General features: G+C 54.5%; 19 protein-coding genes and 1 pseudogene. 4 read left to right on the top strand and 16 right to left on the bottom strand.

The features are described from left to right. Position 1: 1 nt before the first annotated feature. The 13 genes and pseudogenes from phnM to SK33_RS21530 form a co-directional block, all read right to left on the bottom strand. Positions 2 to 1,138 (bottom strand): alpha-D-ribose 1-methylphosphonate 5-triphosphate diphosphatase, encoded by a 1,137-nt coding sequence (gene phnM, locus SK33_RS21590; RefSeq protein WP_003031811.1) that lies wholly within the window; start codon positions 1,136 to 1,138, stop codon positions 2 to 4. Continuing rightward, positions 1,135 to 1,815 (bottom strand): phosphonate C-P lyase system protein PhnL, encoded by a 681-nt coding sequence (gene phnL / locus SK33_RS21585; RefSeq protein WP_003841104.1) that lies wholly within the window; start codon positions 1,813 to 1,815, stop codon positions 1,135 to 1,137. The genes phnM and phnL overlap by 4 nt, the downstream gene beginning before the upstream one ends. An 89-nt stretch (positions 1,816 to 1,904) precedes the next feature. After that, entirely contained in the window at positions 1,905 to 2,663 is a 759-nt protein-coding gene (gene phnK / locus SK33_RS21580; protein ID WP_003826710.1) for a phosphonate C-P lyase system protein PhnK, read from the bottom strand. Next, positions 2,660 to 3,451 (bottom strand): alpha-D-ribose 1-methylphosphonate 5-phosphate C-P-lyase PhnJ, encoded by a 792-nt coding sequence (phnJ, locus tag SK33_RS21575; RefSeq protein ID WP_224774781.1) that lies wholly within the window; start codon positions 3,449 to 3,451, stop codon positions 2,660 to 2,662. The genes phnK and phnJ overlap by 4 nt, the downstream gene beginning before the upstream one ends. Positions 3,452 to 3,497: 46 nt before the next feature. Next, positions 3,498 to 4,565 (bottom strand): carbon-phosphorus lyase complex subunit PhnI, encoded by a 1,068-nt coding sequence (locus SK33_RS21570; protein ID WP_048219896.1) that lies wholly within the window; start codon positions 4,563 to 4,565, stop codon positions 3,498 to 3,500. Further along, positions 4,565 to 5,149: a phosphonate C-P lyase system protein PhnH gene (gene phnH / locus SK33_RS21565; RefSeq protein WP_003031824.1), complete on the bottom strand. Its 585-nt coding sequence runs from the start codon at positions 5,147 to 5,149 to the stop codon at positions 4,565 to 4,567. Before phnH ends, SK33_RS21570 begins: the two co-directional genes overlap by 1 nt. Then, positions 5,146 to 5,598: a phosphonate C-P lyase system protein PhnG gene (gene phnG, locus SK33_RS21560; protein WP_003031825.1), complete on the bottom strand. Its 453-nt coding sequence runs from the start codon at positions 5,596 to 5,598 to the stop codon at positions 5,146 to 5,148. The genes phnH and phnG overlap by 4 nt, the downstream gene beginning before the upstream one ends. Continuing rightward, positions 5,599 to 6,323 (bottom strand): annotated as a pseudogene (gene phnF, locus SK33_RS21555) (phosphonate metabolism transcriptional regulator PhnF). It lies immediately after the preceding gene. A 20-nt stretch (positions 6,324 to 6,343) separates the two neighbouring features. Next, complete coding sequence (gene phnE, locus SK33_RS21550) at positions 6,344 to 7,123, bottom strand: phosphonate ABC transporter, permease protein PhnE (RefSeq protein ID WP_003841119.1); 780 nt, start codon at positions 7,121 to 7,123, stop codon at positions 6,344 to 6,346. A 104-nt stretch (positions 7,124 to 7,227) separates the two neighbouring features. Beyond that, entirely contained in the window at positions 7,228 to 8,244 is a 1,017-nt protein-coding gene (gene phnD, locus SK33_RS21545; protein ID WP_003031828.1) for a phosphonate ABC transporter substrate-binding protein, read from the bottom strand. A gap of 155 nt (positions 8,245 to 8,399) precedes the next feature. Further along, positions 8,400 to 9,188 carry a phosphonate ABC transporter ATP-binding protein gene (gene phnC / locus SK33_RS21540; RefSeq protein ID WP_003841124.1) on the bottom strand — a complete coding sequence of 263 codons (789 nt, stop codon included), beginning with the start codon at positions 9,186 to 9,188 and terminating at the stop codon, positions 8,400 to 8,402. Between the two features lie 132 nt (positions 9,189 to 9,320). Further along, positions 9,321 to 9,770: a VOC family metalloprotein YjdN gene (gene yjdN, locus SK33_RS21535; protein ID WP_003031832.1), complete on the bottom strand. Its 450-nt coding sequence runs from the start codon at positions 9,768 to 9,770 to the stop codon at positions 9,321 to 9,323. A gap of 139 nt (positions 9,771 to 9,909) precedes the next feature. After that, positions 9,910 to 10,245: a zinc ribbon domain-containing protein YjdM gene (locus tag SK33_RS21530; RefSeq protein ID WP_003031835.1), complete on the bottom strand. Its 336-nt coding sequence runs from the start codon at positions 10,243 to 10,245 to the stop codon at positions 9,910 to 9,912. 539 nt (positions 10,246 to 10,784) lie between these two features. Between SK33_RS21530 and crfC the strand changes: the two genes are divergently transcribed. Both crfC and SK33_RS21520 read left to right on the top strand, forming a co-directional pair. Beyond that, entirely contained in the window at positions 10,785 to 13,142 is a 2,358-nt protein-coding gene (gene crfC, locus SK33_RS21525; protein WP_047389621.1) for a clamp-binding protein CrfC, read from the top strand. Next, positions 13,139 to 14,032 (top strand): diguanylate cyclase regulator RdcB family protein, encoded by an 894-nt coding sequence (locus SK33_RS21520; protein ID WP_048219894.1) that lies wholly within the window; start codon positions 13,139 to 13,141, stop codon positions 14,030 to 14,032. Before crfC ends, SK33_RS21520 begins: the two co-directional genes overlap by 4 nt. 30 nt (positions 14,033 to 14,062) lie before the next feature. Here the strand turns inward: SK33_RS21520 and kdgT are convergent, their stop codons facing one another. Beyond that, a complete protein-coding gene (gene kdgT, locus SK33_RS21515) occupies positions 14,063 to 15,061 on the bottom strand; it encodes a 2-keto-3-deoxygluconate transporter (RefSeq protein WP_003031841.1) in 999 nt (332 codons plus the stop codon). A 698-nt stretch (positions 15,062 to 15,759) separates the two neighbouring features. Between kdgT and proP the strand changes: the two genes are divergently transcribed. Both proP and pmrR read left to right on the top strand, forming a co-directional pair. Continuing rightward, a complete protein-coding gene (gene proP, locus SK33_RS21510; RefSeq protein ID WP_003031844.1) occupies positions 15,760 to 17,262 on the top strand; it encodes a glycine betaine/L-proline transporter ProP in 1,503 nt (500 codons plus the stop codon). A 157-nt stretch (positions 17,263 to 17,419) separates the two neighbouring features. Then, positions 17,420 to 17,509 (top strand): LpxT activity modulator PmrR, encoded by a 90-nt coding sequence (pmrR, locus tag SK33_RS21505; protein WP_008321468.1) that lies wholly within the window; start codon positions 17,420 to 17,422, stop codon positions 17,507 to 17,509. Here the strand turns inward: pmrR and pmrB are convergent. Together pmrB and pmrA are read right to left on the bottom strand one after the other, a co-directional pair. Further along, entirely contained in the window at positions 17,503 to 18,534 is a 1,032-nt protein-coding gene (pmrB, locus tag SK33_RS21500; protein WP_233597844.1) for a two-component system sensor histidine kinase PmrB, read from the bottom strand. The two genes, pmrR and pmrB, sit on opposite strands and share 7 nt — an antisense overlap. Before the next feature lie 51 nt (positions 18,535 to 18,585). Further along, complete coding sequence (gene pmrA, locus SK33_RS21495; protein WP_003031849.1) at positions 18,586 to 19,254, bottom strand: two-component system response regulator PmrA; 669 nt, start codon at positions 19,252 to 19,254, stop codon at positions 18,586 to 18,588. Positions 19,255 to 19,257 lie beyond the last annotated feature (3 nt).

The raw sequence follows: 19,257 nt of genomic DNA, 5'->3' as shown, positions 1-19,257 counted from the left end.
GTCAGAATACCCTTTTGCCCTGACGCCAGACGTGGTCGATATGGATGTTGCCGCCTTTGCGATGCGCCAGCACCAGATCCGCGCGTTTACCTTCGGCAATAACGCCGCGATCGTCGAGATTTAAGGCCCGCGCCGGATTGCGGGTCACCAGACGAATAGCCTGCGACAGCGTAAAGCGGTTAGCGTCGTCATCCGCTACGCGAAATGCCGCATCGAGCAGGCTGGCGGGGTAGTAGTCGGAGGAGAGAATATCCAGCAGCCCCAGCTCAGCCAGCCTATGTGCCGCCACGTTGCCGGAGTGAGAACCGCCGCGCACGATGTTAGGTGCGCCCATCAGCACGTTCATGCCATGCTGGCGTGAGGCATCGGCGGCTTCGAAAGTTGTGGGAAATTCGGCGATCACGCTGCCAAGTTGATGCGATTCCAGCACATGATCGCAGGTGGCATCGTCATGGCTCGCCAGCGCAATCTGGCGCTCACGGCACATCTGGGCAATCGCCGTGCGGTTGGGCTGTGACCAACGCGCAGCCAGCGCTAACTGTTCTTCTTCATAACGGGCCATCTGCTCGTCGGTGAGCGAATACTTGCCCTGATAATACTCGCGGTACTTCTCACGATTGGCGAACTGACGCTGGCCGGGGGAATGATCCATCAGCGACACCAGCGTCACCGGCTCACGACCAACCAGTTTTTCAAACAGCGGCAGGGTAGTGTGATGCGGCAGCTCGCAGCGCAGGTGCAGGCGGTGCTCGGCGCGATTGACCCCACGCTTTTGCGTCTCTTCCACCGCGTTGATCATCTTCTCCAGATTTTCCAGACGGTCACCACCGTCGCGCACATCGCCAATCGCCACTGCGTCCAGCACGGTGGTAATGCCGCTGGCGACCATTAGCGCGTCGTGGCTGCTCATTGCCGAGTGGGCAGGCCAGTCTACCTTCGGGCGCGGGGTAAAAAATTTGTCGAGATTATCGGTATGCAGCTCGATAAGCCCTGGCAGCAGCCAGCCGCCTTCGCCGTCCAGCGCCTCAGGTAGGCTGCTCGGACTTTCAGCAAAGGCGCGAATGACCCCGCCCTCGATTTCCAGCGATCCTTGCACCACGTCATCTTCCAGTACCAGCTTTACATTATTGATAATCATGCTGTTGTTCCCATCAGATGCAGACGATCCGCTACGCGGTCGCGCACGGTTTGATCGTGAAAAATACCGACAATTGCTGCGCCGCGGGCTTTTGCTTCTTCAATCAATGCGACGACGGCGGCGCTATTTTTGGCGTCCAGCGAGGCGGTGGGTTCATCGAGCAGCAGAATCGGGTAATCGACGATAAACCCGCGGGCGATGTTGACGCGCTGCTGTTCGCCACCGGAGAAGGTCGACGGTGCCAGGTGCCACAGCCGCTCCGGCACGTTCAGGCGGGTAAGTAGGTTAGCCGCTTTGGCTGCACACTCCTCACGGGAGACACCCAGATCCAGCAGCGGTTGCATCACCACATCCAGCGCGGAAATCCTCGGGATTACGCGCAGGAACTGGCTCACCCAGCCGATGGTTGAACGGCGAACTTCCAACACTTTGCGCGCCGGGGCCTGCACCAGATCGACCCACTCATCGCTGTGGCGAATGTGGATGTGTCCTTCATCCGGCAGATAGTTGGCGTACAGCGATCGCAGCAGCGTGGACTTGCCGCTACCCGAGTGACCGTGCAGCACCACGCATTCGCCATTTTTCACTTCCAGCGTGGCGTTTTGCAGCACCGGCAGACGCACGCCGTTTTGCTGATGCAGGACAAAAGTTTTACTGACGTTTTCAACGCGAATCATTTGAGCCTCATGGTTCTTATTGCCGGATGGCGCTGCGCTTATCCGGCCTACAAACAGCGCCCCGTAAGCTGCCATCCGGCATCCGATGTTTAATTTTGCAAAACGGACGACACCAGCAACTGGGTGTACGGATGGTGCGGGTCGTCGAGCACGCGGTCGGTTAACCCACTTTCCACCACCTGACCCTGCTTCATCACCAGCAAACGGTCTGCCAGCAGACGCGCCACACCCAAATCGTGGGTGACAATGACCACTGCAAGGTCCAGTTCCACCACCAGGCCGCGCAGCAGGTCCAGCAGTTTGGCCTGTACCGAAACGTCCAGCCCGCCGGTGGGTTCGTCCATAAACACCAGTTTGGGATGGGTGACGAGGTTGCGGGCGATCTGCAGGCGCTGCTGCATACCGCCGGAAAAGGTGGTTGGCAGGTCGTCAATACGCGAGGCAGGGATCTCCACCTCCTCCAGCCAGCGCTGCGCGGTGGCGCGGATGTCGCCGTAGTGACGCGCGCCAGTGGCCATCAGGCGTTCGCCGATATTGCCTCCGGCGGAGACCTGACGGCGCAGGCCATCCAGCGGATGCTGATGCACCACGCCCCATTCGGTGCGCAGCAGACGGCGACGGTCGGCCTCGTTCATGCCGTACAGCGAACGGTTCTGATACAAAATCTCACCGTTCTGCGGCGTCAGCCGTGAAGAGATCGATTTCAGCAGCGTGGTTTTGCCGGAACCGGACTCGCCGACGATACCCAGCACTTCGCCTGGCCACAGGTCAAAAGAGACATCGCTGAAGCCCTTGCCCGGCGCGTAGAGATGGGTCAGGTTGTTGACTGAAAGCAGCGGTTGCGTCATTTGCTGAGGGCCTCGCTCTGTTGGCGGCAGTAATCGGTGTCGGAGCAGACAAACATGCGTTTGCCGCTGTCATCGAGCACCACTTCATCGAGATAGCTGTGGGTTGAGCCGCAGATGGCACAAGGTTCATCCCAGCTCTGCACGGTAAACGGGTGATCGTCGAAATCGAGACTTTCCACGCGGGTGTAAGGTGGAACGGCATAGATGCGTTTTTCGCGGCCTGCGCCAAACAGTTGCAGGGCCGGCATCATGTCCATCTTCGGATTGTCGAATTTCGGGATGGGCGACGGGTCCATGACGTAGCGGTCGTTGACCTTCACCGGATAGGCGTAAGTGGTGGCGATATGACCGAAGCGGGCGATATCTTCATACAGTTTCACCTGCATGATGCCGTACTCTTCCAGCGCGTGCATGGTGCGAGTTTCCGTTTCACGCGGTTCGATAAAGCGCAGCGGCTCGGGGATCGGTACCTGGAAGATGATTATTTGATCTTCCACCAGCGGCGTCTCCGGGATGCGGTGGCGGGTCTGGATCAGCGTCGCATCTTCCGTACGCTCAGTGGTATTCACTCCGGTCACACGCTTGAAGAAATTACGAATCGATACGGCGTTAGTGGTGTCGTCCGCACCCTGGTCAATCACTTTCAGCACGTCCGGCTCGCCAATCACGCTGGCGGTAAGTTGAATGCCGCCGGTTCCCCATCCGTATGGCATCGGCATTTCACGTCCGCCAAACGGTACCTGGTAACCGGGGATCGCTACCGCTTTCAGAATTGCGCGGCGGATCATGCGTTTGGTCTGCTCATCAAGATAGGCAAAGTTGTAGCCGGAGAGGTTAGTGGTCACGGGTGGCCTCCTGTTGCAGGCGTTTGAGCAGTTCCAGTTCGGCCTGGAAATCGACGTAATGGGGAAGTTTGAGGTGCGAAACAAAACCCGCCGCCTCGACGTTATCCGCATGCGCCAGCACGAACTCTTCGTCCTGCGCCGGTCCTGTGACCGTTTCATCGTATTCGGCTGCCTGTAGGGCGCGGTCCACCAGCGCCATCGCCATCGCTTTACGTTCGCTCATACCGAACACCAGCCCGTAGCCGCGGGTAAAATGGGGGGATTCATTTTCTGGCGCGACAAAACCGTTGACCATTTCACATTCCGTCATCAGCAGTTCGCCGACGTTCACCGCAAATCCCAGCTCTTCCGGTACGGTTTCCAGTGCCACATAGCCGCTACGGATTTCGGCGGCAAACGGGTGGTTGCGCCCGTAGCCGCGCTGGGTGGAGTAGGCCAGCGCCAGCAAATATCCCTCGTCACCACGCATCAGCTGTTGCAGACGTGAAGCGCGTGAGCAGGGGTAAACCGGCGGCGTGCGGGTGATGTCGTCGGGTGTTGCGCCATCATCCTCTTCACGTTTAGCCAGGCCCTGGTTCGCCAGCAGGGAAAAGACGTGCGGGGAGGCATCCTGCGCGCCGTCTGCGCTGCGCAGAGGCGGGGTTTCGCCATTGGCCAGTAAGGTAAAATCCAGCAGGCGATGGGTATAGTCATAGGTTGGACCCAACAGCTGCCCGCCGGGAATATCCTTGTAGACCGCGGAGATTCTGCGCTCAAGACGCATTTCTGCGCTGTTAACCGGTTCGCTGACAGCTACCTTTGCCAGCGTAGTGCGGTAGGCGCGGAGCAAAAAGATGGCCTCGACGTTATCGCCGCTGGCCTGTTTGAGCGCCAGTGCAGCCAGTTCGCGGTCAGCGATGCCACCTTCGGTCATCACCCGATCAACAGCCAGGTTCATCTGCTGTTCGATTTGCGCCACGCTCAGTTCAGTAATGGTCTCATCGCCCCGGCGTCGGTTTTCCTGCAGGGCGTGGGCGTTGGCTATCGCCTTTTCGCCCCCTTTGACGGCGACGTACATCAGCACACCTCCACATGGGTGGTTCGCGGAATAGCCAGCAGGCGTTCGCCACAGGTGAGGATCAGATCGACCCCCAGTGGGAACGGATGCGGGCGTTCGGTGAGTTCGTGAATCAGGCATTCCGGCAGCTGTGGCGCGATCATGCGCTCTTCGGCGATGCCCGCGCCGGTCAGACGCAGCATGCGTCCGCCGCTTAAGCCAGAGACCTGCACAATCAGCGTGGCGCTGGTTTCTGGCGCGACGGCGGAACCGGCGGAGAGGGCGTTAAGCTGTTCGCTGCTGATACGTTCGTCGGCGACGGCAAAGGCCGCCAACTGTGGTTGATCCACCAGCGGCGCGTTGGTGTGAAAACGCAGGTTCTGCCGGGCGATATCGTTATCCATCGACGGTGCCAGCCAGACCGGCGTGTCGCCATCGACCAGGGTCAGCAGCACGCTGGTGGTCGCCAGACCCAGCGGCTGCCAGCCGTGTTTCAGCTGATGCAGGGCGACGATTACGCCCGGTTCGCTCATGGCTTTCAGCAGGCGACGAAAGCTCTGCTGAGCATCCTGAACGGGTAAATTAAATGCGGTCTGTAAGGTCATGCGTTATCTCCGCGTACCAGCGTGAAGAAGTCGACCCGGCTGGCGTTGACTTCGGCACAGCGTGCGTTAATCAACGCATCGCGTTCCGCTTCCAGCGGGGCAATTAAGGTTTCCATTAGGTTCTGGAAATGCGTTTGTTCCTGCAGTAGCGCGTCAATTACCGCGCACTGCTCGGCATGTTGCTTATTGCGTCCCAGCAGGTAGCTGTAACCCAGCGTGCCGCTCTTCAGGCGTACCACTGCGCGGGTAAGCGTGGTGTCACCGGCAAAGAAGCGGTTACCGGTACCGCCCATACGGGCCTGGATCTGCATCAGTCCGCTTTCCGGTGCGCGGATAAGTTCATAGTCCGGCGTCAGTTTGAGCGCGTTGATGCGGGCGTTCAGGGCATCGGCATTGCTGTAAGCCAGCGCGCGCATCCAGCGCTGGCGGGTGGCGGTATCGAAATGCATTCAGTGCTCCATAGTGAATTCGATCATGTCGGCGCGGGTCAGGCTGACGGAGTATTCCGCCGCGTGTTCTTCGCCTTCACGGTGGTTCAGGGTGCGCACGCACAGCAGCGGCGCCATATTGGGGATTTCCAGCACCTTGCTCTCTTTGGCCTGCGCGCGGCGGGCGCTGATGCGCGTTTGCGTGCGCAGCAGCGTCAGACCTGATTGTTGGCGCAGATAGTCGTGCAGTGAGCCGCTGTTAAAGCCTTGCAGCAGCGGCCACAGCGTGAGGTCGGAAAAATAGTGGTCGATCTGGCACAGTGCGATCCCGTTAACCCGACGCAGGGTGCGCAGGTGAATCACGTTATCGCCCTCGTTTATGCTGAGCGCATCGGCAATGTGGCTGGAGGCCGGACGCAGCACCGCCAGCAGTTTTCGCTGGTGGGGTGGCTGCCCTGGTCCAGCAGGTTCTGACTAAAGCGTGCCTGGGCATTAAGCGGGTAATCGAACGGGCGCATCAGCACCAGTACGCCGACTCCCTGGCGACGCTGAACCCAACCGCGTTCAACCAACTGGTCAATGGCGCGGCGCAGGGTGTGGCGGTTTACCTCGAAGCGCGCGGCAAGCTGATGCTCGGCGGGCAGATAGTCACCGCAGCGATAATGTTGACGTAGCTCCTGCTCAAGTCTCGCGGCAATTTCCTGATAACGCGTTGGATAACTGGTCGGATGTGTAGACAAGTGCATAGCAATCAATGCCTCGCTAATCAGATAAAGTGCTTACGCAAACGCTGGGAAAGGAAATCCAGCAGGCTGACGGTGACGATGATTAACACCATCAGGGCGCAGGTTTGCTGGAACTGGAAGCCGCGAATCGCTTCCCATAAGGTCACGCCAATACCACCTGCGCCCACCATGCCGACTACCGTGGCTGAGCGAACATTGGATTCAAAGCGATACAGCGAGTAGGAGATAAGCAGCGGCATGACCTGTGGCAGAACGCCGTACAGAATCTCTTCAATTTTGTTGGCTCCGGTGGCGCGAATACCTTCTACCGGACCCGGCTCAATGGCTTCTACCGCTTCGGAAAGCAGCTTGGAGAGTACCCCGGTAGTGTGGATAAACAGCGCCATCACCCCGGCGAATGGCCCTAACCCGACGGCGACCACGAACAGCATCGCGAAGACCATTTCATTGATGGCGCGGCAGGCGTCCATCAGGCGGCGCATCGGCTGGTAAATCCACCACGGCACCAGGTTATCGGCGCACATCAGGCCGAAGGGAATCGATAGCACCACGGCGAGGGCAGTCCCCCAGACGGCAATTTGCAGGGTGACGGCCATTTCACCGAGATAGTCCTGCCACTGGCTGAAGTCCGGTGGGAAGAAGTCGGCGGCGAAGGTTGCCATATTGCCGGAATCTTCGATCAGCGTGAGCGGAGCCATTTCGGCACCTTTCCACGAGACCACCAGTACGGCGAGCAGAATGGCCCAGCTCAGCAGCGAGAACCAGCTACGTTTGGGCGGGGCGACGGTGATGGTTTGCATGTTTAGCTCCGTGCATAGGTTATTGCCGGATGGCGGCGCAGGGGCCTTATCCGGCCTACAAAACATCGTAGACCCGGTAAGCGAAGCGCCACCGGGCACCAGGGTTACTGCACCGCTTTGGTGACGCTGGTCATAGCGCCCAGTGCGGCGGTCAGACGGTCAAGGTCATCGAGCTGCGCTTTCAACGCCGAGGTTTTGCTGGTTTTCTCTTCCTCGTTCAGCCCTTTGTTGTCCTTCACACCCTGCATCTCTTTAAACAGTGCCAGCTGGCGAATCGGCACCAGTTGCAGATCGCTGGAGGCGCGGAACGGTGCCCATCCAAGGCGTTCCAGTACGGTTTTCTGTTCCGGCGTTTTGCCGTAATTCATAAAGAAGTCGTACACCTTGTCCTTGGTGGTTTCGGAGAGGTTTTTACGCCAGACGATCGGATCGCCCGGGATCAGCGGTGACTTCCAGATCACCTTCAGCTCTTTCAGCTTTTCCGGCGCGGAAGTTTTCAGCTTGTCGAGGTTTTCGGTGTTGTTGGTGGCGACATCGACTTGCTTGTTGGCGACTGCCAGGGCGTTGGTTTCGTGTCCGGCGTTAACGGTGCGTTTGAAATCGCTCGCGGAGATGTTGTTTTTGGCAAAGACGTAGTAGCCGGGAACAAGGAAGCCTGACGTTGAGTTGGGATCGCCGTTGCCGAAGGTCAGATCCTTACGTTTGGCGATCAGATCGTTCAGGTTATTGATCGGACTGTCTTTGTTAACGATCAACACGCTCCAGTAACCTGGGGATCCGTCGGCGGCAACGGTCTGGGCAAATACTTGCCCGTTAGCGCGATCCACCGCTTCCATTGCCGAGAGGTTGCCGTACCAGGCGATATCCACTTTGTTAAAGCGCATGCCCTGGATGATCCCGGCGTAGTCCGGGGCGAAGAAGGCGTTCACTTTCACGCCCAGTGATTTTTCCATGTCCTTCAGGAACGGTTCCCACTGCGGCTTCAGGTTTTGCTGTGACTCGGTCGAAATAATGCCAAAGTTCAGCGCTTTTTCTTGCTCTTCGGCATGCGCCGGGCTTAACAAGGTACTGACGCTAAACATGCTGGTGAAAGCCAGCGCGGCAACTGTCTTATAGCTCATGTCGTTTCCTTAATTAGTCATTGTTCCAGGCTATTTCACTTGCCAGCCTGAATCCGGGCAGTGCTCAAAATCCTCACGTACTGCGTGTACGCTCCGGTTTTTCCGCGCTGGCCGTCTCCAGCCTGGCTGCGCCAATAACGCCTGGTTTTTTAGAACTATGCAGCCTGCGCGTTCTGTTCGACGCGGTTCATGCTGCGGTAAAGATGGTCAAAACGATCGTTATCAAAATGCTGGCTGCTGCCATCAAAGAAGACGTTGCCCTGGCGCAGCGCGACGATGCGTTCGCAGTAGCGCAGGGCGTAATCCACCTGATGCAGCGTGACGACCACGGTGATGCCGTCGGTCTGGTTGATGTCGCGTAGGGTGTCCATCACGATGCGTGCGGATTCCGGGTCCAGTGAGGCAATCGGCTCATCGGCAAGGATCACTTTGGCCTGCTGCATCAGCGCGCGGGCGATTGCGACGCGCTGCTGTTGTCCGCCCGAAAGCGTGGAAACACGCTGGTATGCAAAGTGCGCCATGCCAACGCGGGTTAACGCTTGTAATGCACGCTGTTTCTGCTCAGCGGTAAACCAGCTAAAACAGGTGCGCCAGAACGGTGTGCTGCCGAGCGCGCCAATCAGGACGTTCTCCAGCACTGTCAGGCGGTTCACCAGATTGAACTGCTGGAAGATGTAGCCGGTGTGGGCGCGGCTTTTGCGGATATCGCGCGCCAGGCGGCCTTCATGTTGAACGGTGCGGCCCAGCAGCTCGACGCGGCTACCGGGTGATTTATCACCGACGATCAAACCGCTTAAATGACGTAAAAGGGTGGATTTGCCGGAGCCGGACGGCCCAAGCAGAGCCACCATCTCACCGGAACAGATATTCAGATCAACCGCATTGAGCGCCTGATGTTGATTGAAGGACTTGGAGAGTTTTTCGACGCGAATAATCGTTTGCATGCTGCGGCCTCCCTAAAAAAGTGGCCCCATCGTGGCGGATCAATGTGACGTTTTCGTTAAGGGATAGTTACTCGATGATGAAGAGTTGAGCGCTATTTGATGACAGTACGGGAGGGCTGGCCTCCCGTTGGATTACTCTGTAGGGGGTTGCTGTTGTTTGACGACGTTGATCATCCACGGCACGCCATACTGGTCGCTCACTTTACCGAAACCGTGGGCCCAGAAGGTTTCCTGCCAGTCCATTTCGATTTTTCCGTTTGCTGCCAGGTTATCGAACCAGCGTTTGCCTTCATCGACGTTTTGCGTGTCGAGCACCAGCGTAAAGCCAGAGTAGTGAGCATTTCCGTCCGGGGCGCTATCGCTCATCATGATGTCGCTGCCCGCAACGCGCAGGTTGGCGTGGGCGATGGCGGTGTCGGGGAATTTCATGCCTGAAGGGCAACCATCTTCACTATCCTGCGCCGATTTGGGCATTTCACCGAAGTTGATTTTGTAGAGCAGTTCAGCGCCTAACGTTTTTTGATAGTAGGCGATAGCGTCAGCGCAGTTGCCTGCAAAGGAGATATAGGGACTTAACGGCATAATCTTTACCTCAGGTAAAAGAAACCAGTTAAGTGTAGTTATCGTCTGCATAAATAAACCAGGCGGGAAGTATGAGCTTCCCGCCTGGCAGATGAGCTGGTGTAGACCTGATGAGCGTAGTGCCATCAGGCAATTTGCATCAGTTCTTTTTCACAAACTCAGATTTCAGCTTCATTGGGCCAAAGCCATCGATTTTGCAATCGATGTTGTGGTCACCTTCAACCAGGCGAATGTTTTTCACTTTGGTACCGATCTTCAGCATGGAAGAGCTACCTTTTACCTTCAGGTCTTTCACGACGGTAACGCTGTCGCCGTCGGCCAGCAGGTTGCCGTTGGCATCTTTAACGATCAGTTCGTCGCTGTCCTGTGCCGGTTCAGCATCGTTCCATTCGTGCGCGCATTCCGGGCAGATGAACATGCCGTTATCTTCGTAAGTGTATTCGGAGTTGCATTGTGGGCAGTGTGGTAATGACATGTGGATTTCCTCAAAAGTCAGCAGGGGCAAATGCGCCCAAAAAATGGCAGATTGCCGAAAAAGGCCGCAATTATACATAAAATCCCTGCTTTTGTCGGGACTACTGCGTGATTATGCAAATGATCTGCTGTAAAGACCCTTTGCTTTTACCTCAATGAAAGTATGGGGTAATATTTTTTAAGGGAAATTGCTACGTCAGGTTATTTAAGATAAGGTGAGGCGAAATATCTGATATTCATAGGTAACATCGCCTGGGGATGTCTAAGTCATTGTGATTGAATATCTCAATCCCCCTTAATTTTAGTAGGGGGATTAAGCTGGCATTTTTTAAAACTGAACTACGCTGTTTATCTTTCTTACTTATTACATAAGTGAGAGGTTTCAGGCCAGCGGTTGTACGCCAAACTTATTTTAATAATATCAATTGGTTGTTTTGATTTTAATTATTTCCACACGTAATTATAAAAGCCAAAAAATCTATAAATAAAACGATTGGGCTAAATAAAAGCAATGCTATTTGCGTTAAGGAAAGATTTTCCATGCACACACAGACAATATATGAATTAAGTCAGGAAGCGGAACGCTTGCTGATGCTCTCGCTTGAACATCTCAGGCAATTGCAAAAATTGCCCATGACGTCGTTGGATGATGTCGCGCTAAAACAAGGAGAGCATAGCAGTCAGGTTGTTCAGCCCCTGCATTTCAGCGCGCGTGGCATGGATGTCCAGCAAGCAACGCTCAATAATGAGTTGCGCAAGATTACGCGTCTGGAAATGGTGCTGGCGATTGTTGGCACGATGAAAGCGGGAAAATCGACGACGATTAACGCGATTGTAGGGACAGAAGTTTTACCTAATCGTAATCGCCCCATGACGGCGTTACCAACGCTAATTCGTCATACGCCGGGGCAGAAAGAGCCGGTCCTGCATTTTTCACATGTCGCGCCGATTGATGCCTTAATGAAGGTTTTACAGCAGCGTGTGCGCGAGTGCGATCGCCTGCGTCTTACGCAGACCCTGGAAATTGACAAGGATATGAATGTCCTGCTGCAGCATATTGAAAACGGCGTGGCATTTGAACGGTATTATCTTGGCGCACAGCCTATTTTCCATTGCCTTAAAAGCCTGAACGACCTGGTGCGCCTGTCAAAAGCATTGGATGTTGATTTTCCTTTTGCTGCCTATGCCGCGATTGAGCATATTCCGGTTATTGAGGTTGAGTTTGTCCATTTGGCCGGACAAGCAAGCTACCCAGGGCAATTAACGTTGCTGGATACGCCGGGGCCGAACGAGGCGGGACAACCGCACTTACAAAAAATGCTTAATGAACAGCTGGTACGGGCCTCTGCGGTACTGGCGGTGTTGGATTACACCCAATTGAAATCGATTTCTGATGAGGAAGTGCGTCAGGCGATTATGGCGGTTGGCAAGTCAGTACCGCTGTATGCGCTGGTGAACAAGTTTGATCAGAAAGACCGCAACAGTGACGATGAAGAGCAGGTGCGGGCGTTGATTTCTGGCACGTTGATGCAAGGTGGCATTGCCCCTGAGAGAATCTATCCGGTTTCCTCAATGTGGGGCTATCTGGCAAACAGGGCGCGTCATGAGCTGACGGCCCGTGGGCGACTGCCGGATCATCAGGTGCAACGTTGGGTGCAGGATTTTGCCGAAGCGGCGCTTGGCAGACGCTGGCGTACCACCGATCTTGAAGATACGGAGCATATCCGTCATGCCGCCGACCTGTTGTGGGAAGACTCGCTGTTTGAACAGCCTATCCAGAAAGTGATTCACGCCGCTTACGCCAATGCATCGCTGTATGCGCTACGCTCAGCGTCACATAAGTTATTGAACTATGCGCAAAGCGTGCACGAATATCTGGAGTTTCGTGCCCACGGGTTAACGGTCGCCTATGACAAACTGCGGCTGAACATCACGCATATTGAAGAGGATATGCAGCAGTTAGAAGTGAGCCAGGGGCGGGTGAGCGATGAAGTCAGCCATGAAGTAGAACTGGCGCTGGAGGCTGCTGCAGCCTATCTCAGAGAGCAACAAACCGAGATTCTTTGCGGTATCAACACGTTCTTTATCAAAGAAAACGTCCTGATGATGTCACAACATAGCCTGGGAGCTGGCGTCTCCTCGGCAGAAATGGCCGGAGAAATGCTGGTGCTGCACGATGAAGGCCAGGCGAAAATTGTGTTAGATAAAATTCGCTCGTCCTGCGAGGGGGTATTGCTGGCAGCGCAGGAAAGCATCAGCCGTGACTTAGCCCTGCGTTTTGAACAGCTTGAGTCGACGCTCTCCCGGGCGCTAAATGACGCGATGCGGCCAATTGAGCAAAGGGTGAAAGAGGAGCTAAACCACGCCGGTTTTCGTGCGCGGATCCGTTTTCCAGCGTTCCATACAGCGATGTTTAATTTCAATACCCGCCAATTGTTTAACGAAGCCATTGAACAGGATATCCCGGTGGAAAATCCACCGTCTACTGGTGGTGCGGTGCGTGACACTTTCTCTCGTTGGCTAAATCAACCCAACTGGGGATGGAATGATTACGTCGAAACAAAAACGCGTTATCTCATTGATATGGGCGCTTTGCATAAGAACCTTGTGCAGTATGTCTCCCAGTTTTGCCAACAAATTCGTAAAGCTTTAGTTGCTCAGGTCGATATTTCCGTTACGGCAGGCATGGCCACGTTTTTTGCAGATTTTTCACTGTGTCTGGCGCAATTGCAGGCGAGCCTGAGTGAGAGTCTGACGCTACGCCAACAAAATGAATCCGCGGTGAATGCAATGAATGAGCAATTGCAGCAGCGCATTACGATTGCGGCATGGCTTTATGAAGATTCCCGTTTGCTGCGTGACGATATCAATACCCTTTTTGCAACCGAGCACACATGACTAACGTTTTACTGGAAGGCCCCGGGAGGACGCTGGAGTGTGTCTACCCGAAGTTTATGGTCGATCTGGTTCAGGGAGATGAAACCAAACGTTCCGGCGGTTTTCTGCAACAGCAGCAGCGGCTGCGCGCGCGTCTGACGCAGGAGGTGTTATCCCAGACACAACTGCGGGCGTGGGTGATGGCGGGAGTGTCCAGCGAGCATCTGGTGATGCGTCTTAAGCTGGTAGAAAAGTTGGCGGGCATGATCGACCCAGGCCATCTGGCGCTGGTGCGTATTGCCGAAGGGCTGAAGTTTTTACAACAAACCGAACACCCGCGTGGGCTTTCAACCCCCGGTCTTTTACAACAAATAAATTCACTGACTGACTGGTTTACCCAACGCGCTGCGTATAAAGAGAAGGCGCTGACCCAGCGTGGTCTGACGGTTCAGGCGGGCGAACACAGCGAACAAATTTTTACCCGCTGGCGGGCTGGCGCATATGACGGTTGGTCGTTACCTGGACGCTGTTTTGTTGCGCTGGAGGAGTTGCGCTGGGGAGCCTTCGGTGACGCCTGCCGGTTAGCGAATTCCGATGTGGTGTTAATGCTAAAAGACAACCTGCGAACCATGGCCGCTCAGGCGTTGGCGGACAGCGTGAATGCGGCGCCTGCTACGCGTCATTACTATCATCATTGGCTCAGCACGCCAGTTGTCGGCGGATCGGGCGAGTATAACGATATGCTGAGCTGGTTAGGCGGCTGGTGCGATGCGCAGCGTCATCCGGTGAGCTGGTCGGTGACGCAGCGTTGGCAAAATGTGGCGTTAGGAATGCCGCGATTGTGTTCGGCGAAACGACTGGCTGATGCGATGGTTGAGGAGATTTTTGCACCGTCCCCACTCATCAATTGAGCAGGGACGGTCAGTGTGGCTAAGACAGAGTTAGTGGTGCAGAGAGTCTGCCGGGGTGGACACCGTTTCGTTGGCGACCAGGTTTTTATTAAAACGTTTGGCGTACAGCGCGGTGATAATCGGCACCAGAATGGCGGTGACAATTACGCTGGCGGCAACCAGCGCCGTAGCGGATGCGGCAACCGGTTCGAACGCCGGGTTAATCTGGGCGATAATCACCGGGTTTGCTACCGCAGCGCCTGCTGCTGAAGAGGCTGCTACGCCTGCCGTACCGTTCCCGCCACCAATAACACGGTCTGCAATAATCAGCGGGATACCGGTGATGACGATAACCGCGACACCCAGCAGGATACCCAGCAGACCGGTATCAACGATTACGCTCAGGTTAATGGTGTTACCCAACGCGAAGCCGAAGAACGGGATCAGCACCGGAGTGGCTTTGCTGAAGAAAGAACGCAGGTCATGATCCAGGTTGCCTAATGTAAAGCCAATCAGGAACGGTAATACCGCGCCGATGAAATGGTGTGGCTCGAAGGAGGCCAGACCCGCGGAGCCGAGGATCACCATGGTCATTAACGGGCCGGATTCCAGAGACATCAACACAAATGCGCCAGACTCTTCTTTGGTGCCGTACTGGTTCATCAGGCTGGCGTACAAACCACCGTTGGTCATGTCCATTGCGGAGACAATTGCCAAAACTGAGAGGCCTGCAAAGAACCCGGTTTGAATACCGGTATCAGGAATGAATGAAGCCGCAATCATTGCCACTACCCACGCCACGGCTATTTTGGTTATTACCAGCGTACCGGACTTGCGTAATACCGTGCCGGTTGCCCGTAAATCAATAGATGCGCCGATACAAAAAAACCACACTGCCAGAATCGGTACCGTTCCGCTGATCATTCCTTTGGTAAACGAACCGAAATACGCACCGGTATCCGGAGCTAACGTATTTAACACTGCGCCTAATAACAGAGGAATCAACATCATTCCACCGGGGATGCGTTCAATCGTGGCTTTAATTTTCATAAACGTCCTCATGTCTTGTCGCCGCTAATACTAGCGCAAGAAAGTAAAAATTAATAAATTCAAATGGTTACTGGTTTTTCTTAACAAAGAAACTCGCTATCTCTTTGTTTTATAAAATCTAACGCGGCATACGTTGAGCGTGTTGCTGCTCCCAGGGATATTGCGTCTGGAATTAGTTTGCATTCATGGGAACATTGATTCAATCAAAATAAAACGGCGTTTTAGTTATCTTCATCACATATTCCGAGCAAAAGTTCCCGGTCGCTCTGATTATTAAAAAAGCTGTGATCTTTTTGTGAAGGGATTAGGTGTTTTTTTGCTAGCAGAATAATAATGACCGCTGTGATTGTTGGTGCAATAAAGAGATTTATTCTTGTATTTAATTGTCAGTAAATCGCAAGCGTTACATGTAAAAAAGATGACTAAGAATGACCTAATTTACGCATGTTGACGAAATGAAAAACTATATGTGAAGTTGATCACAAATTTAAACGCTGTTAGGGTAAAGAGGTCATTAACCGCCCAATCAGGCGTCAACAGGTTCGGTTGTACTGTGCGTTTCTCGTCAGTGTAAGTAAACCTGCTACGCTTGTTACAGGGAATGCGCCTGTGCGTTCCCCGCTCGGTGATGACCTTGACGCATGGGCGTTGGGGGATTCGAACTGGAGCGTGACAGGGCTAAGTCTATGAGGACGAGTATGCTAAAAAGGAAAAAAATAAAACCGATAACGCTGCGCGACGTTACCATCATTGATGACGGTAAATTGCGAAAAGCCATTACCGCAGCGTCGTTAGGTAATGCGATGGAATGGTTCGATTTTGGTGTTTATGGATTTGTTGCTTACGCATTAGGTAAAGTGTTCTTCCCGGGGGCTGACCCCAGCGTGCAGATGGTTGCTGCACTCGCCACCTTCTCTGTTCCCTTTCTGATTCGACCGCTTGGCGGATTGTTCTTCGGTATGCTCGGCGATAAATACGGTCGTCAGAAGATACTGGCTATCACCATTGTGATTATGTCGATAAGTACCTTCTGTATCGGTCTTATTCCCTCGTATGCCTCGATTGGTATCTGGGCGCCGATTCTGCTGCTGCTGTGTAAGATGGCACAGGGATTCTCGGTCGGCGGAGAGTACACCGGGGCGTCGATTTTTGTCGCGGAATATTCGCCGGACCGTAAGCGTGGATTTATGGGCAGTTGGCTGGACTTCGGCTCGATTGCCGGGTTTGTGCTGGGTGCGGGCGTGGTGGTTCTGATTTCAACCGTCGTCGGCGAGGAAAATTTCCTTGACTGGGGCTGGCGTATTCCGTTCTTCCTGGCGCTACCGTTAGGGCTGATTGGTCTGTACCTGCGTCATGCGCTGGAAGAGACGCCGGCGTTCCAGCAGCACGTGGATAAACTGGAGCAGGGCGATCGTCAGGGTCTACAGGAAGGTCCGAAGGTTTCGTTTAAAGAGATTGCGACTAAGCACTGGCGCAGCTTGTTGGCATGTGTTGGTCTGGTGATTGCTACCAACGTCACCTACTACATGCTGCTCACCTATATGCCGAGCTACCTGTCGCATAACCTGCATTACTCCGAAGACCACGGTGTGTTGATTATTATCGCCATCATGATTGGTATGCTGTTTGTGCAGCCGATTATGGGGTTGCTCAGCGACCGCTTCGGGCGTCGTCCGTTTGTGATCATGGGCAGTATTGCGCTGTTTGTGCTGGCGATTCCGGCATTTATCCTGATTAACAGTAATGTTATCGGTCTGATTTTCGCCGGGTTGCTGATGTTGGCGGTGATCCTCAACTGCTTTACCGGGGTGATGGCGTCCACGTTACCGGCGATGTTCCCGACGCATATTCGCTACAGTGCACTGGCCGCCGCGTTTAATATCTCGGTATTGATTGCTGGTCTGACTCCGACATTGGCCGCATGGCTGGTGGAAAGCTCGCAGAATCTGATGATGCCTGCTTATTATCTGATGGTGATTGCGGTGATTGGTTTAATTACCGGCGTGACCATGAAAGAGACCGCCAATCAGCCGCTGAAAGGGGCCACGCCTGCCGCTTCAGATATTCAGGAAGCGAAAGAGATCCTCGGCGAACACTACGATAACATTGAACAGAAAATCGAAGATATCGATCAGGAAATTGCTGAGCTACAGGTTAAGCGCACGCGTCTGGTGCAGCAGCATCCGCGTATTGATGAGTAATCGTGTCATTGCCTGATGGCACGCAGCTTTTAGGCCTACGGGTAGCATTGTACTTTGTAGGCCGGATAAGGCGTCAGCCGCCATCCGGCGCGTGGCCTTAAGGTTGGCTTAATATCCTTCAGGCAAACTCTCCTCCATAGTTTCGGAGGAGAGTGTCATGAAAACCCGTATTTATGAAAGTTTGACCACCGTGTGCAGTTTGCTGATCGTCAGCAGCTTTTTGTATGTATGGGTGAGCTCTTACTGAATTTTCGCCAATTTCACCCATGCGCGAGTGCCGTTGGCTCCCTGGCGATTTTGCAAATAGAAATGCCCTTGATGTAACTGGGTGATGCGACTGACAATGCTCAGCCCCAGTCCAATTCCGCCAAAGCGGCTGTCCATACGCACAAACGCTTTACTCAACTCCCCACATTTACTTTCATCAATGCCCGGCCCTTCATCTTCGACGGCAAGGACGGCATCATGCTCTGTGTTAAGGCTAATTGTAATATGGGTGCCTTCCGGGCTGTAACGATGCGCGTTTTCCACCAGATTTCGTAGTAGCATCCGCAACAGCGTAGCATCACCAGGCACAACAACGTCCGCCGCGCTTTGTGGCAGGAGCAGCGTCTGTTTACGTTGGTCCAGCATGGTGCTGAGTTCATCGTAGGAGGGCAGAATAACATCCTCCAGCAGCTTGACATGCTGGTAGCTCCCGGCCGAAAACGACTGTCCGACGCGGGCGAGTTGCAGCAGTTGCGATACGCTGTCCATCATTTGATCTAGCCGGGCAATTAGCGGCGAAACGTCGACCTTATGGGTTTTGGATAATAATTCCAGATGCAGGCGCACGCCTGACAGCGGTGTGCGCAGTTCGTGAGCGACATCGGCGGTAAATAAGCGTTCGTTTTCAATCGTGCTGGTTAGCCGCGTTACCAGGTCGTTGAGCGCGGAGACAACCGCCTGGATCTCAATGGTTGAGCTGTGAATTTCAATCGGGGTCAGGTTATCGGCTGCCCGCGCCTCCAGCTCTTTTTGCAGATCTGCCAGCGGGCGAGTAATACGTCGCACTGCCTGGTAGCAAATCAGCAGTGCCAGGCTGACCATAAAGATGCCGGGGACGATCAGACTGGCGATGGCCTCGCGGATCTCATGCATGATGTGGCGATCGTTGTTGCGATTTTCGCGCAATGCCTGTTCGAATAACTGTATTTGCTCGGTACTTTCATGCCACAACCAGAAGGTGCTAATCAGCTGAAAGACCAGCAGAATAAGACCAATCGTCAGCATCAGGCGATGACGAAGCGGGAGCGGTTGTTTTAGATATTGCAGCAGCTTCACTTAGCTTTCCTCAGTGGCAACCAGCATATAGCCAAATCCCCTGACCGTGCGGATGCGAGATTTTCCGACTTTGTCGCGCAGGTTGTGAATGTGCACTTCCAGCGTATTGGTCGACGGTTCGTTATCCCAGCTGTAGATGTCGTTATACAAAATTTCCCGGTGTACCGGGCTGCCCGCTTTGAGCATCAGGCGCGACAGGAGTGCGTATTCTTTCGGCGTTAAGATAACCTCTTGCCCGTCCATCCACACCTGGCGCCGACCGATATTCAGCGTCAGATTGCTGACAATGAGTTCACTTTCACCCTGATTGTTGTGACGACGCAGCAGTGCCCGGATGCGGGCGTGCAGTTCTTCCAGTGCGAACGGTTTGACCAGGTAGTCATCTGCCCCCACGTCCAGCCCACTGACCCGGTCCTTCACCGTATCGCGGGCGGTGAGGATAAGTACCGGCACGGTGTATTTTTTTTGTCTGATTCTGTTCAGAAAGTGCAGGCCGTCTTCATCCGGTAAGCCCAGGTCGAGGACCACCAGACTGTAATGTCCGCTCTCCAGACACTGCTCCGCTGCGCGGGCCGTTGATACGCCGTCGCAGGCATAGCCTTCTGTTTGCGCGGCGAGTATCAGTCCCTGTAATAACAACGTATCATCTTCAACAATCAGGATTTTCATTCG

Source organism: Citrobacter sp. MGH103 (assembly GCF_001034475.2).
In the GTDB taxonomy this organism is placed as follows: domain Bacteria; phylum Pseudomonadota; class Gammaproteobacteria; order Enterobacterales; family Enterobacteriaceae; genus Citrobacter; species Citrobacter freundii.
The sequence above is the reverse complement of the archived record's forward strand: the minus strand, read 5'-3'. Positions and strand labels throughout refer to the sequence as shown.

Coding starts and splice junctions, on each gene's coding strand:
- phnM (WP_003031811.1), bottom strand. CDS start 1,138: ATGATTATCAATAATGTAAAGCTGGTACTGGAAGATGACGTGGTGCAA.
- phnL (WP_003841104.1), bottom strand. CDS start 1,815: ATGATTCGCGTTGAAAACGTCAGTAAAACTTTTGTCCTGCATCAGCAA.
- phnK (WP_003826710.1), bottom strand. CDS start 2,663: ATGACGCAACCGCTGCTTTCAGTCAACAACCTGACCCATCTCTACGCG.
- phnJ (WP_224774781.1), bottom strand. CDS start 3,451: ATGATCCGCCGCGCAATTCTGAAAGCGGTAGCGATCCCCGGTTACCAG.
- SK33_RS21570 (WP_048219896.1), bottom strand. CDS start 4,565: ATGTACGTCGCCGTCAAAGGGGGCGAAAAGGCGATAGCCAACGCCCAC.
- phnH (WP_003031824.1), bottom strand. CDS start 5,149: ATGACCTTACAGACCGCATTTAATTTACCCGTTCAGGATGCTCAGCAG.
- phnG (WP_003031825.1), bottom strand. CDS start 5,598: ATGCATTTCGATACCGCCACCCGCCAGCGCTGGATGCGCGCGCTGGCT.
- phnE (WP_003841119.1), bottom strand. CDS start 7,123: ATGCAAACCATCACCGTCGCCCCGCCCAAACGTAGCTGGTTCTCGCTG.
- phnD (WP_003031828.1), bottom strand. CDS start 8,244: ATGAGCTATAAGACAGTTGCCGCGCTGGCTTTCACCAGCATGTTTAGC.
- phnC (WP_003841124.1), bottom strand. CDS start 9,188: ATGCAAACGATTATTCGCGTCGAAAAACTCTCCAAGTCCTTCAATCAA.
- yjdN (WP_003031832.1), bottom strand. CDS start 9,770: ATGCCGTTAAGTCCCTATATCTCCTTTGCAGGCAACTGCGCTGACGCT.
- SK33_RS21530 (WP_003031835.1), bottom strand. CDS start 10,245: ATGTCATTACCACACTGCCCACAATGCAACTCCGAATACACTTACGAA.
- crfC (WP_047389621.1), top strand. CDS start 10,785: ATGCACACACAGACAATATATGAATTAAGTCAGGAAGCGGAACGCTTG.
- SK33_RS21520 (WP_048219894.1), top strand. CDS start 13,139: ATGACTAACGTTTTACTGGAAGGCCCCGGGAGGACGCTGGAGTGTGTC.
- kdgT (WP_003031841.1), bottom strand. CDS start 15,061: ATGAAAATTAAAGCCACGATTGAACGCATCCCCGGTGGAATGATGTTG.
- proP (WP_003031844.1), top strand. CDS start 15,760: ATGCTAAAAAGGAAAAAAATAAAACCGATAACGCTGCGCGACGTTACC.
- pmrR (WP_008321468.1), top strand. CDS start 17,420: ATGAAAACCCGTATTTATGAAAGTTTGACCACCGTGTGCAGTTTGCTG.
- pmrB (WP_233597844.1), bottom strand. CDS start 18,534: ATGCTGACGATTGGTCTTATTCTGCTGGTCTTTCAGCTGATTAGCACC.
- pmrA (WP_003031849.1), bottom strand. CDS start 19,254: ATGAAAATCCTGATTGTTGAAGATGATACGTTGTTATTACAGGGACTG.